Below are 11,671 nucleotides of genomic sequence, written 5' to 3' on the forward strand. Positions count from 1 at the left end.
CCCTCAGATCTCTGGACTTTCGACCCCCCCCTGCCTGACTGTGGTATGGTGGAGGGCAGCAGTTAGAATGCCTATCTATGATCCTTGGAGAGACCACCTGATGAGGCAATCGGCCGATCGCGTGGTGATGACCTTCGATGAACTGGCTGATCTGGTAGCGTCCATGCCTTCGTCTGCTCGGATCTACGCCGCATGGTGGAACAACGAGGATGTGGACACGACAAATCACGTCCAGTGCAAAGCGTGGCAGGCAGCCGGCTACCTTGCCGATGCCGACCTGAAGCACGGAGTGGTTACCTTCCGTCGTGGAAAGCGCTAACAGCCTCCTGCCGCTGCTTCTCGCTGGAATGGCACCGCCATGGTGCTTGGTCGCATAGGGATTGCAGCTTCTGCCGCCAGAACAGGTCGTAGTCCCCTCTATGGGGTATTGGATGATCGGCAATCGATGCTGCCGTGATCCTGCCTGCTGCCTTGCAGATCGCGCACAGGGGTTCGGCGGCTAGTTGTTCGGCTCGACGCCTTTGCCATGCCGCTGTCTTGTACCATGCGCGCCAGTCTTGCTGGTCGCGGGCACGGTCGTATTTGCGACGCTGCTGTTGCCGGTCACCCTGACCGGGCGGACGGTGGACGGGAGGTCGCTGCGGCATACTCGCCTTTGGTCTCGATTGCCGCCACGCGCCACCTTTCATTACCTTGCTTGTTTTCAACATCGAGGAGGAAAAACTTTGACGATCTTCACTCTTACATACGATCTCAACAAGGAAGAGACTTCGGCTGACTACAAACCTCTCATTGATGAATTGAAGAGGCTGAAAGCGCACAAATACCAATACTCGGCTTGGTTGGTGAATTTGGACAACACAGCCAAACAGGTCCATGATCATTTCAGGGGCTTCATGGACAACAATGACGCGCTGTGGGTCAGCGAGCTTACCAAGGTCCATCACTTCTCTGGCGCCAAGTCCGGTACCAACGACTGGCTGAAGTCCAACCCGCCTGCTCGCTGAAATTTGCCATCGTGTAGTCCGCGATCACGTACGCTACAGAAGCGGAATGGCTCGGCTGCCGCTTAAAGCTGGCCGGGCCGATTGTCGATCTAACCACAAACTTCGACACCGAGACAGCCAGCCAACTCGGCTTCAACCGTTCGGTCATAGCGGTTGTTGGCGCCAACTGTTGGCGTGAGATGGTGGCTCTACGTAAATGAGGGCCACGATCATGACGGATTTTCTAATTCAAACCGCCGCTTTGCTCACCATCATCAGCGCCGTATGGGAGTGCGGTGTCCACTACGGCTGGTGGCGTTAGGCTGCCGCAATCTCGGTCGGTCATCGACCTTGGTTCTTGATCGTGATGCCGAATGCGTAGAACTTCACGGAAGCAACGACGGGAGCAAAGCCGTGACCGACACCGACAGCATGCACGATCCACTTCATGAGAGGATCCACCATTTCATTGAAGCCGGGTACTTCGAGGAAGGCACGCCGTCTTACGGCGTAGCGCTGCAGGTGGCTGATCGGGGTGTCGGTTCGCTGATAGGTGGGCAGGTCGCCGTTTGGCAGAACCACATCCTGCCGGTTTTGAGCAAGCCGATGAACGACGAAGAGCGATTTCAGTGTGCGCTTGAGCAAGACCGTGAAGACGAAGCTAGGTTCGGTCTCGACCAGCCTGCCAAACAAAAACCCGCCGGGTGAGGGCGGGTTCATGACGCAGTTCTGCGCGTAACGATCTGATACGAGGTTTCGCGTTGAAGGTCAAATGGTTTCGTAGGCGAAACGGAAGGATCTTGGATCTGAGCTAACGATCTTGGCTTTCGGCTGGATCACGTAAAAGCGCCAAACGGTAGATCACCAAAGAAGCGCTGATCACCAGCACCAGCGAGTAGACAAGCAATAAGTACCCGGCCCCGAGACCGATCAGGCGCAAGGTTCGAAAGACGCCAACGTTCCAGGAGAATTGCTGCCCAATGAAATACGATAGCTGGTAGATCCCGTCTCCTGTAGCCAGCAACGACCAGAGTAGCGCTATGACCTGGACGAAAATAAAGTGGAAGAAGGTCGCGTTTATGACTTCAAGGTAAGCGTAGCCATGACCGGCCTTTGTCGTCCGTAAAGCTCCCTTTAGTCGGGCGCTAATGATGCTGAACAGGATCGCATACGTCCCCAAGGAAAAGCCAAGAAGCGAGGGGATGATCGACTGAGCGAGTGCTACCCAGCTTCTATCTGACCAGTTCGGAAAGTTCAGGCCGGTGACTAGAACGGCTACAATGAAGAGCGGGGAGCCAAACACTGCACCCCACCCACCATACGCCTTGAAATATTTGCGTAGGAAGCGGACGAAAGTGCGAAGCTGGTTCAGCATGGTTCGCCCATTCTACCCTAGGAACATATTCCGTAAAAGAGCAAAGAAGGCATTACGCTCGGTTGTTGCGTCGGGATCGTATGTCGTCTGCTTTACCAGAGGAAATTGTTCCGTTGATTTCTGAACCGCACCCGTTTCATCGCGGCCTTTAACTTCAACCTTTCCGATTTCGATAGCCGCCGTTCCAGCGCGACGAATCTCTTCAGTGGCAACCAGGGACTGGCCGGGCTCGGCATTGTAGATCAACGTTAAAGAGCGACTGTGCGACGCGGCGAGGTTAGCCTCGATTTTATCCTCGAAGTCATCGTCTAGGATGTCAGGGTTTGGCCGAAGCAGCGTGATCTTGATCTCGGTCAGTTTCGGCAACGAGAGGATGCGATCTAAGGCCTCTGTTTCTTGAACGATTGAAATCTTCGGCGATCCCACCTCCAGGAAGACCGTGATATCGTCGGCGAAACCGCTAAAAAGGCGTGCTGCTGAAGCTGCCGTGATCCAGCGTCCCTTCGAGTAGTTCTGGTAGTAGAGTCGATGTTTTTTAAGGTCAAACTCGAAGTAGTATGTCGCCGAGTTGGCTTTCAAGTTTGGCGGAATGTTGATCTGTGAAACCTGATCTGCGGTGGCGGTATTCAGACTTTTGGTGTCGAACCAATCGCCATCGGCTTCGATTTGAACGAACGTGGTCACTATCCCTGACACACGTCCCGAGTCCTTTTCTCGCTCATCAAGAAGTGAGATCATCCCATAGCGATCGCCAGAGAGCTTAGCCACAACGCGGTTATCGAATATCGTACGAAGGAACTTCGCATAAAGTTCTGGAGAATGCGGGTGCAGCGCTATGTTGAGCACTCCCACCGACATCTTAATCTTTCTAGCCATCTGCGTCTTATCTCCCGGCCGCAGAAAAGAAGTAAAACGGGCTAGGAGTCGAGACCGCAAACGAGACGATAGACAAGAAAATTGTGGAGCCGGTGCGAAAGAACTGCAAAGACCTTGCAATTGCGGTTTCGAGCCGGCCCTAAAACAAAAACCCGCGGCTCGAGGGCGGGTTCCGGCGCAGTGCTCGAACGAGAAATAGGTAAGGGCGCGTGTTGGAGGTCAACGCGCTATCGGCCAGCGTCAGGTCCAATCCATTGGCGCAGCCGCATCTTCATATAGGGGATAAATTCTTGGGACCCCGGACCATCGTCCACGAGAGCGGTGATCGGGTGCATAAGCGCTTCGGTAGCCTCGGCCATCCGGTCATCTGCAATGCCAGCCCGTTGCAAGACTTTTTGTACATACAAGTCGAGGTGTTCGTAGTCTTCTTTGCTGACCTTTGACATTCGCTTTCTTTCTCATCGTTGCAGCCTTGAGGCGTTTCACAAGAACCTAAAGTGCGATGCACAGTCACGCAGATCCTGGTGTAAAACCGGGGCCATATCGCGATCCTTGGTGCTATTCTTTTGCGCGATTTCGGTCGAGGTCAAGCCAATCACGCAATAGTCGATCAACCGTTCCGAAGCCTTTATGCCCATAGCCGCGCGGAAGCCTTCGAGCTTGTCGAGCGCTGCTACGCGGCCATCACCAATGCCGGTGGCGTAGCCGGACGATGTACCGCGAAGGAAGTCGGCCGATGATGCGATGGCGATGCCAGCACGCTCCCATAGTTGGGCAAGGTGGCTGCCGGCGTGGAAGAGGGCGTCCTGCTTTTGACGGCCATATCGCCATTCGAAAGTGCCAGGCTTTGCGCGCATGATCTGCTTACCCGATCGCCCGCCGGACAACTTTGTTCGAACTACGGTGGCGCGCGCACCTTCCTTGCCGCCGTCATGAGCGACCAACTTGCGAACGCGCCGATCTTCTTCGGCTCTTTGTTTCGCGGTGCTCATGCGCGGTCTCCCGAGGTCCGACGGCAAGTGTAGCCATGCCCCCGAAGCACATCGACCAGTGCATCTAGGTCTGACTGCCTTGCAGCGAAGTCTGCGTAGATCCGCCGGCCAGCATGTTCAGTTACGACATAAACCTGCTTCGCTTCGCTCACGTCCTTGCCGACGATCCAAGAAACCGTAGCGGCATAGGAAGTGTACGTTGTGAAAGGTTGCGGATCAGCCGGCCTTCCACGCAATTCGCGCGCAGCTTCGTGGAGCTTCTGTCCAAAGGTCGGATAGGTGCGGGCATTATGGATGCTGTTTGCGTGCAGCACCGCGACGAAGGTCTCGCTCATTTGCTTCCACTCCCGAGTGGCTGATAGCTGTCTGGAATAGCTTGAAAACGGCGATCAGCACCGACAAACTCGAGCTTCACCGTGCCTGGACGCCCGCAAATGGGCTGTCGCCTGATCTTCTTGGAGATGACGAAGGTGCAGTCCTTGTCGTAGTCGCGATAAACGACGATCCCGGCATCCGCCTTGTTCCGCCAATGGGCGCTGCCAGCCAGATCGTAGAGGCCGGGAACCGGGTCCTTGCCGTCTTCAGACGCGCGCAACTTGATCGGATGGATGATCATCCAGACCGTGCAGCCGTGGTGCTTGGCGAACTTCTTGCACTTCGAAATCAGCTGCGAAACGAACTCAGTTTCTGTCTGCTTGTCTGGTCTGGACGCTTCGAGCTCGTTGTACGGATCGATGACGATGTTCGTGACGCCGTAGCGGATGACCGCGGCGCGGGCTCGCTCCAGAAGCCAGTCGATCGACGGCGTATGCTCGACGGCGCCCAGGAAGTAGATGCGCTGGTTGAGCCACGCCATGGCTGCCGACACGTCTTGGCTCGACATGCGCAGGTTAGGGCCATCAAAGAACGGGGCACCAACCCAGATCTCGCACAGGTCGGCGATGTGGTTGCCTTCACCGGTTTCAGGCGAGAACATCGCCCACTTTTCGTCCCGGAGGCGTGCGGTCTGCACCATGACCTGATCGAGCCACCGGGACTTGCCGTGGTTCGGAATACCGGTGACCGCAATGAACTGGCCGGGGATGTAGCGAAACGATTTATCGATCTCCAAGAAGCCAGTTGAAAGTGGCTGCGGACCTTTGCCCTCGTAGAGATCCATGACTTCCATCGCGAAGTCTTCGACCTCGTGGAGGCCGTCGATTGGCCATGGCTCGGCAAGCTGGACGCACTCGCGAAGAACATCCGCGCCGTGGTCGATCAGGCACTCGTTGGCGTCTTTGGACTGAACATCGTTCTGCCTCGGGAACTTCACTCGAAAGCATCGATCCTTGCCAACGCGGCGCGCGATCTCCTGCGCTAGCATCTCGCCAGGTGCATCCATGTCGGTGGCGATCAAGACACGCCGAACCTTCATGATCGCATCCCAATGGGTGCCGAAAGGCTCATAGCGCTTATCGCTTGTTTCAGGGCCTGAGGGCGCACCATTCGGCAGCGAGACGACACGCTCGAACCCGGCCTGCGCCATCGCCATGACGTCGATTTCGCCTTCGCAGATGATCAGGTCTTGATCCGCGGCGATGCTGTCGGCATTGAAAAACACGGGTTCCGGGTCCTTTTCCTGCCGGAAGTTCTTGTCGGCCGTGCGATACTTCACGTTCCGCAACTCACCGTCCCATTCATACGGGAACGCGATGCAATCCTCTTCGCGGTCGGTCTGGGGAAACCACTGCCGGGTTTTGTAGATGCCGAACTTCTCGACAACAGCTTGAGAGATCGCGCGCTTCGCAAACCATGCCGCCAGCGTCTCGGGCCGAGGTGTCTCATTTGGACGGGTTGGCTTTCGATAAGTCCGACGCTCAATCGCTGGCCGATATCCTTCGCCGCCGGTCGAGCCGGACCAAGCGCAATGATGGCAGTTCCAGACTGCGCGCCTGTCGGCTTCGATGGTCACCGACAGGCACGGGTCGTTCTTCTTGCGCCTAGTGCTGGAGCAGTTCGGGCACGTCGTCTTGTGGCTGCCCGTCCGATCGTCACGGAGACGGATGCCATGTTCGGCAAGAGCGCTGCGCGTGTCGTGCATTAGCCCCTCGCAAACATGAAATCGTTGGTGAGATCGCCGGACGCGTCACGGTCGGCTCGCTTGCCACGAGGCTTACGCCCATCGACCGAGTTGCGAATCCAGTTTTGGAATGCCTTGTCCCAATCCAGCTTGGCCGCGTTCCTGCCGCTGGACGAATGCCAATGATCGCGGAACTTGTCCGCCTCTCGTCTGACCTCGCCAGCGGGAAGGTTTTCACCCTGAGCCCATTCGATCAGCTTGGCGCTGGGGGTCCAATCATCCGAAAGGCGAGAGGCGCGCTTTTTGGAAGCACCGCTTGGTGCTTCTTTTTCTATGTTGGTGGTTGGTGGTTGATAGTTGGTAGTTAGTGATAGTTTTTCGTCAGGAGAACCGCCCGCTTTGGGATTTTGTTGATTTGATTGCGTTTTCCGGTTTGGCCGTCCACCGTTCGAACCGTTTTCGGATGCGGTCGAGATACGCTTTAGAGACTTTTCGACCTCACTTAATGCGCGCTTCTGTGACAGTTTACCGTCACTTGACCGACAGAGTTTCCCCATTTCAACGAGGCGATCGACAAGCTTTCTGATCTCCGCAGGACGTACCAGGCAGAGGCCCGCGAACCTACGATCGTTCTGAGTGACAGCCCCTCCCTCCGACATGATCAGAGAGCAGATCATCCAATAGACGCCCTGTTCGGCAGCGTTCAAAACGCCGCCGACACCGGCAATGTATTCATCCGGAGAGTAATCTATCCGGCGAGCCTTTGCAGAGGGCATGTTAAGCTGCGCCTCCGATGTTTGTGTTCGGCCGGCGAAGCGGAATAACGTTCGTTCCAGGGCAATGCTCATCCAAGATGTGCAGGAAGCGCCAGTACGCACGCTTGGCGACCATCGCGTCTTCGAACTTCATCGTCACATCGAGCTTAGCTTTCGCCTCCTTGTAGGTTTCGAACGCATCGCGGTTGGCTTGTTCCAGATCGACCATCAACCAGCGCTCCTGATGGCTAGAATGCGCTGCAACTCAGCGACGGCTTCATCAAGCGTGGCACCAGAGGCAACAAGACCGGTGCAGGGACACCGCGCTAACCATGTCCCGTCTTGGGTGCAGGTCGTGACGATCGGTGTCAGAGCATGGATCAGGCGGGCTGCCGGAAAATCGTCCCAATCGCAGAAGCTGCGAGTTGTCGCCATGTAGGCCGCCTTTTCAGCGACCTCGGCTAGAGTCATCGGACGATGAAGGAGCAAAGCATCACGGGTCAGGTCTATGACCCTGCCGAGGGCAACATCCTGTTGGTCCCACTCGTCGTCAGGGATCGCATCCCATGCGGCAATGGCTGCCGTATGGGCTTGGAAAAGGGCTTGCAGGGAGCTCATGCTTGAAGCTCCCGAAGTCCGGCGACAGCGAGCTTTGTCTCTTCGATTTGCTCCATCAGCAGAGCAACACCGTGAGCAAACGCGTTCATTTCCTCGCGCACAGATAGGCCGTGACTAGCTAGGAAAAGAAGCTCGGCCTTCTGCTTGGCCTCATCGAGCATGTCTTCGATGTCGAGAACGTCAGGTTTGTTCTCGCTCATGACGCGGCCTCGAACCCATGAGCATCGAGGTGATGCATGACGCCCTTAGACATTTCGCGGGCGACCCAGAGGAGGCTGTCCACACGGCGGTCGGCTTCACCTATAGCCAGATCAAACTGGATCTCGCAGATCACTTCGAGAAGCGCGTTCAGGCGGTTCAGATCAGCGTCGAGATCGCCAACTTTCCACTGGGCGCTCATGACGCTTGCCTTTCCAGAAAGCCGAGTGCCGCCTTAATCATCGACGGGATAACCGGTGTGTCGCCGATGGCGTACTGTTCCAGGGCCAAGCTTAGAGCCATAATAGCCTCGACATGATCGGCGGCTGGCCTTGTCCAGTCTTCAAGAACTAGGCGGGATGCGTGCGGGTAGGGCATCCCATTATCTTCATCCCAGCTGGCGACGAGGTAAGTGTACCAGTCTGCCTTTGCTTGGATGATCGCTCGTTGGAGGGAAGCATCGATGTGTGCGGTTGCCGGATCGGCCGGCGCTGTGCTATGCGTCTGCATGTTCTGGTTTCCTGTAGTGGGGTTTCTGGATACAGGGCCTGGAAGCGCGCCAACGCTTGCCGGGCCTTTCTTTTGTGGCGAGGACATCAGACAGTCCTTCTCTCGCCGGCTGCTTTCACCGCAGCTATGATCTCCGACTGAGGCCAACGAGCTACGGCACCGAGCTTGACCGGCTTTGGCAAAGACCCATCGGCCATGCGCCTGTAGATTGTGGGAATGCTGACTTTAAGCAGATCAGCGACTTCTTGCGCTCGAAGAAGCGGGTCAGCGATTTGAGAATGCATGTAACCTCCTGTTCACCAATTTAGTGATAAGCGGTAGCATGCACCAAATTAGTGCGCAATGAGGCAGCTGTAGTTTTTCACCATTTTAGTGCAAAGTGCATCCATGGCTAAGCAAGATGATTATGTCCGATACACGATCCGGGTACCGTCGGACCTTTATGCCCGTGTCCAAGAAGCTGCTGGCGAAAAGTCGCTGAACGCGGAAATCGTAGAGCGACTGGAAAGCAGTTTTGAGGAAATTGAGGGGTATAAGGAGCTCTCGGAGCTTTTCATGGAAACCATGAAAGATAACTTGGCAAGGTCGCAGCGTGAGGTGGAGGAATACCGGCAGTTAGCTCATACAATCAGTCTCATGAGGCACACCATTGAACGCTTTCGAGACGTTGTGGGAGAAGACTTGCCGGATGATCTCAAAACACTGCTATTGATGCTAAACCCAGATTCGACAGCCAAAACAATGGATCCAAACAAGCTGATAGAGAGCTTGGTTTCCTCGTGGGAGCGTCTCGAAGAAATGACAAAGGAAGACCGAAAGGGGGAAGAGGATCGGAAGAAACGAATTCTTGATCTGAGTGAAAGGTTGAAGCGACGCCTTGATAAACCTCTGAAACTGACTTAGTCGCGCACATCGCCTGCCATTAGCGTAGCCCACCGCTCGATCAACTTTCTGCGTTGTTCCAGGTAGTCAGTTCGCCGATAGGCGCGCTCTACGGATCCGCCAACAATATGTCCGAGCATCGTTTCGGCGACTTCGTAAGGCGCCTCTGTCTCTTCGGCCAGCCAGTCGCGCAGGCTTGAACGAAAGCCGTGTGGCCGGGCTTCCATCTTCCGGCGCTGCATGAACATGCCCATCGTCATGTCGGAGATGACGCCTTTGCGAACGCTCGGGAATAGGTAGCCCTCACGTGCATGCGCACGCGCAAGGTCGATGACCTTCAGCGCTTCGGTGGACAGCGGAATGCGAAACTCGTTGGTCTTGTCTTTCGCCCCTTTCATCGCCTCGGCTGGGATCGTCCAGACATCGCCGTCGATCTGATCCTCGCGAATGTTGCGCAGCGGTCCAGATCGGGCGCCTGTCAAGATCAGCAAACGAAGCGCCAGGTGCGTCACCGAACCCTCGTCAAGTGAGCGGTAGAAGGCAGGAACCTCTTTCCAGTGCAGCGCAGGGATGTTCTTGGCCTTATGCCGCTGTTGCCCGAGCAGCGCGCGCGCCTTGTCGACGGCCTGAAGATCCACGTCTAGGCCGAGAGCCGCCGCATGCTGCAGAACTATCCGCAGGCGCTGCATCGCCTTCATCGCCGTGTCAGCCTTGGTGTGCCAGATCGGTGTCATGACATCGCGCACGTCGCGCTGGTTGATCTCCGTTACTGGCATCTTGCCGAGTTTCGGAAGGACATGCTGCTCGATCGGCGAGAACCACCGGCCCGCCATCCCGTCACCCTTCAACTGCGCTTTGCGAGCCTCGAAGGCATCGGCAGCGATGTCCTTAAGAAGGTTTCGATTGTGGTCGGCTTCGCGTCGGATGCGTTCGCGCTCCTTGATTGGATCCTTGTTGGCTCGGACTTGGGCACGGTATTCCGTAGCGGCCTCGCGCGCTTCTTTCAGGGTCACTTCAAGCGATGAGCCCAGGCCCATCTCCCGCCGTCGCCCGTGGATCGTGTAGCGAAGAAACCATTGCCCGCCTCCGTCCTCTCGCTTATGCAACCAGAGGCCGGCGCCATCGGCGTACTTGCCGAACCCAAGCGTAGCGACTGCCCTTGCACTTAGGCGGTTCATGGCCGGCATCTCTGTCCACCTTTTTCTCACGATGATCTAACCCACCCGCTAAACCACCTTCCGGCGCGCGGTTGGACGCTATTCGGTGAGAAACCGTGAAACAGAACGAAACAGGAAGATCAAGAGCCTTCACGGGGTCTGATACGAATTGATAACCGGTGAAACATGCTGCAATTACAATAAGATGCAGACCACCCGCACCACTTTTCCTTCCGATAGTCTGCAAGACAACGTGCGTTCGTCTCTGCGCTGGGATGCCTCGTTGTGCGAGAACGGGCGCTTGAGCCATGATGCGGACGATTTGTCATCATCGTTGCACCGCCCTTCGCCTTTATAGGGTTGCCTGGAAGGTAAAGCTGCTGCTGCATGAGCGCGGTTGGCGGGAGCCTTTTGTGATGACGGACTTCTTGAAGAGAATTGGCGGACGGATGCGGAATTTTGACAATGAGGCGCTTTATGGCCAGCCCGGCGAGCATGATCGTTTTCGCCGTTTGATCGAAGCGACGCGCGGCGGCGAGCCGGTGTTGACGGCGATTGCCCATCCCTGCAGCGCCGCCGCCATCAATGCCGCGGTTGAAGCTGTCGACGAGGGCTTGATCCTGCCGATCCTGGTTGGTCCGCGCGATCGTATCGAGGCTGCGGCGCAGGAAGCCGGGCGCGACGTTTCCGCCTTTCCTCTGGTGGACGCGCTTCACAGCCATGATTCCGCAACCAAGGCGGTGGAACTGGTGCGGGCGGGCAAGGCCGGCCTGTTGATGAAGGGCTCGCTGCATACGGACGAACTGCTCGGCGCCGTCGTGCCATCGGCCACCGGTTTGCGCACCGAGCGGCGCATCAGCCACGCCTATATCATGGATGTGGTGGGCTATCCGACGCCGCTGATCATTACCGATGCGGCCATCAATATCGAGCCGGATCTGGCGGTGAAAGCCGACATCATCCGCAACGCGATCGACCTTGCGCGTGTGCTCGGCTTGGAGCTGCCCAAGGTCGCGATCCTGTCGGCCGTTGAGGTCGTCAACCCTGCTATGCGTTCGACGCTGGATGCGGCAGCGCTGTGCAAGATGGCCGATCGCGGCCAGATCGAAGGCGGATTGCTCGACGGGCCGCTCGCCTTCGACAATGCCGTCAGCGAAGCGGCAGCGGCGGAAAAGGGCATCATCTCGCCGGTGGCGGGCCGCGCCGAAATCCTGGTCGTGCCCAACATCGAGGCCGGCAACATGCTGGCGAAACAGTTGACCT

At 56.8% G+C, this 11,671-nt stretch carries 19 protein-coding genes; 5 read left to right on the top strand and 14 right to left on the bottom strand.

Features of this window, described 5'->3' with window-relative positions; genetic code table 11:
• Positions 1–100 precede the first annotated feature (100 nt).
• The 3 genes from RTX98_RS06995 to RTX98_RS07005 all read left to right on the top strand — a co-directional run bounded on the left by RTX98_RS06995 (position 101) and on the right by RTX98_RS07005 (position 1,694).
• Positions 101–319 carry a hypothetical protein gene (locus RTX98_RS06995; protein WP_312795563.1) on the top strand — a complete coding sequence of 73 codons (219 nt, stop codon included), beginning with the start codon at positions 101–103 and terminating at the stop codon, positions 317–319.
• A gap of 238 nt (positions 320–557) precedes the next feature.
• The gene (locus tag RTX98_RS07000; RefSeq protein WP_312795564.1) at positions 558–1,007 is read left to right on the top strand and encodes a hypothetical protein; all 450 of its coding nucleotides are present in this window, start codon (positions 558–560) and stop codon (positions 1,005–1,007) included.
• A 393-nt stretch (positions 1,008–1,400) separates the two neighbouring features.
• Positions 1,401–1,694 carry a hypothetical protein gene (locus RTX98_RS07005; RefSeq protein WP_312795566.1) on the top strand — a complete coding sequence of 98 codons (294 nt, stop codon included), beginning with the start codon at positions 1,401–1,403 and terminating at the stop codon, positions 1,692–1,694.
• A 103-nt stretch (positions 1,695–1,797) separates the two neighbouring features.
• Here RTX98_RS07005 and RTX98_RS07010 read toward each other — a convergent pair whose 3' ends face one another.
• The 13 genes from RTX98_RS07010 to RTX98_RS07070 form a co-directional block, all read right to left on the bottom strand.
• Positions 1,798–2,361, bottom strand: coding sequence for a hypothetical protein (locus RTX98_RS07010; RefSeq protein WP_312795567.1), 564 nt, complete (start codon positions 2,359–2,361; stop codon positions 1,798–1,800).
• A 12-nt stretch (positions 2,362–2,373) separates the two neighbouring features.
• Positions 2,374–3,237, bottom strand: a complete 864-nt coding sequence (locus RTX98_RS07015) for a DUF4747 family protein (RefSeq protein WP_312795569.1) — start codon at positions 3,235–3,237, stop codon at positions 2,374–2,376.
• Positions 3,238–3,464: 227 nt separating this feature from the next.
• The gene (locus RTX98_RS07020; protein WP_312795571.1) at positions 3,465–3,683 is read right to left on the bottom strand and encodes a hypothetical protein; all 219 of its coding nucleotides are present in this window, start codon (positions 3,681–3,683) and stop codon (positions 3,465–3,467) included.
• Positions 3,684–3,719: 36 nt separating this feature from the next.
• Positions 3,720–4,229 (bottom strand): hypothetical protein, encoded by a 510-nt coding sequence (locus RTX98_RS07025; RefSeq protein ID WP_312795572.1) that lies wholly within the window; start codon positions 4,227–4,229, stop codon positions 3,720–3,722.
• Positions 4,226–4,564 carry a hypothetical protein gene (locus RTX98_RS07030; RefSeq protein ID WP_312795574.1) on the bottom strand — a complete coding sequence of 113 codons (339 nt, stop codon included), beginning with the start codon at positions 4,562–4,564 and terminating at the stop codon, positions 4,226–4,228. The genes RTX98_RS07025 and RTX98_RS07030 overlap by 4 nt, the downstream gene beginning before the upstream one ends.
• Entirely contained in the window at positions 4,561–6,309 is a 1,749-nt protein-coding gene (locus RTX98_RS07035; RefSeq protein ID WP_312795575.1) for a bifunctional DNA primase/helicase, read from the bottom strand. The genes RTX98_RS07030 and RTX98_RS07035 overlap by 4 nt, the downstream gene beginning before the upstream one ends.
• Entirely contained in the window at positions 6,309–7,064 is a 756-nt protein-coding gene (locus tag RTX98_RS07040; protein WP_312795577.1) for a DnaT-like ssDNA-binding domain-containing protein, read from the bottom strand. Before RTX98_RS07040 ends, RTX98_RS07035 begins: the two co-directional genes overlap by 1 nt.
• 1 nt (position 7,065) lies before the next feature.
• A complete protein-coding gene (locus tag RTX98_RS07045) occupies positions 7,066–7,272 on the bottom strand; it encodes a hypothetical protein (RefSeq protein WP_312795578.1) in 207 nt (68 codons plus the stop codon).
• Positions 7,272–7,661, bottom strand: a complete 390-nt coding sequence (locus RTX98_RS07050) for a hypothetical protein (protein WP_312795579.1) — start codon at positions 7,659–7,661, stop codon at positions 7,272–7,274. The genes RTX98_RS07045 and RTX98_RS07050 overlap by 1 nt, the downstream gene beginning before the upstream one ends.
• Entirely contained in the window at positions 7,658–7,861 is a 204-nt protein-coding gene (locus tag RTX98_RS07055) for a hypothetical protein (RefSeq protein ID WP_312795581.1), read from the bottom strand. Before RTX98_RS07055 ends, RTX98_RS07050 begins: the two co-directional genes overlap by 4 nt.
• Entirely contained in the window at positions 7,858–8,061 is a 204-nt protein-coding gene (locus tag RTX98_RS07060) for a hypothetical protein (RefSeq protein WP_312795583.1), read from the bottom strand. The genes RTX98_RS07055 and RTX98_RS07060 overlap by 4 nt, the downstream gene beginning before the upstream one ends.
• Positions 8,058–8,369 carry a hypothetical protein gene (locus RTX98_RS07065; protein ID WP_312795585.1) on the bottom strand — a complete coding sequence of 104 codons (312 nt, stop codon included), beginning with the start codon at positions 8,367–8,369 and terminating at the stop codon, positions 8,058–8,060. Before RTX98_RS07065 ends, RTX98_RS07060 begins: the two co-directional genes overlap by 4 nt.
• Before the next feature lie 86 nt (positions 8,370–8,455).
• Positions 8,456–8,653, bottom strand: a complete 198-nt coding sequence (locus RTX98_RS07070; protein ID WP_312795587.1) for a helix-turn-helix transcriptional regulator — start codon at positions 8,651–8,653, stop codon at positions 8,456–8,458.
• 103 nt (positions 8,654–8,756) lie between these two features.
• Here RTX98_RS07070 and RTX98_RS07075 point away from each other — a divergent pair, with 103 nt between their 5' ends.
• Positions 8,757–9,272, top strand: a complete 516-nt coding sequence (locus RTX98_RS07075; protein WP_312795588.1) for a hypothetical protein — start codon at positions 8,757–8,759, stop codon at positions 9,270–9,272.
• Here RTX98_RS07075 and RTX98_RS07080 read toward each other — a convergent pair.
• A complete protein-coding gene (locus RTX98_RS07080) occupies positions 9,269–10,438 on the bottom strand; it encodes a tyrosine-type recombinase/integrase (RefSeq protein ID WP_312795589.1) in 1,170 nt (389 codons plus the stop codon). The genes RTX98_RS07075 and RTX98_RS07080 overlap by 4 nt on opposite strands.
• A 419-nt stretch (positions 10,439–10,857) precedes the next feature.
• On the opposite strand from RTX98_RS07080, the gene RTX98_RS07085 reads away from it, so the two are divergent.
• The coding region (locus tag RTX98_RS07085) for a bifunctional enoyl-CoA hydratase/phosphate acetyltransferase (protein ID WP_312795591.1) at positions 10,858–11,671 on the top strand (814 nt) is incomplete at its 3' end.

This window comes from Tianweitania sp. (assembly GCF_032053605.1).
Taxonomy (GTDB): domain Bacteria; phylum Pseudomonadota; class Alphaproteobacteria; order Rhizobiales; family Rhizobiaceae; genus Tianweitania.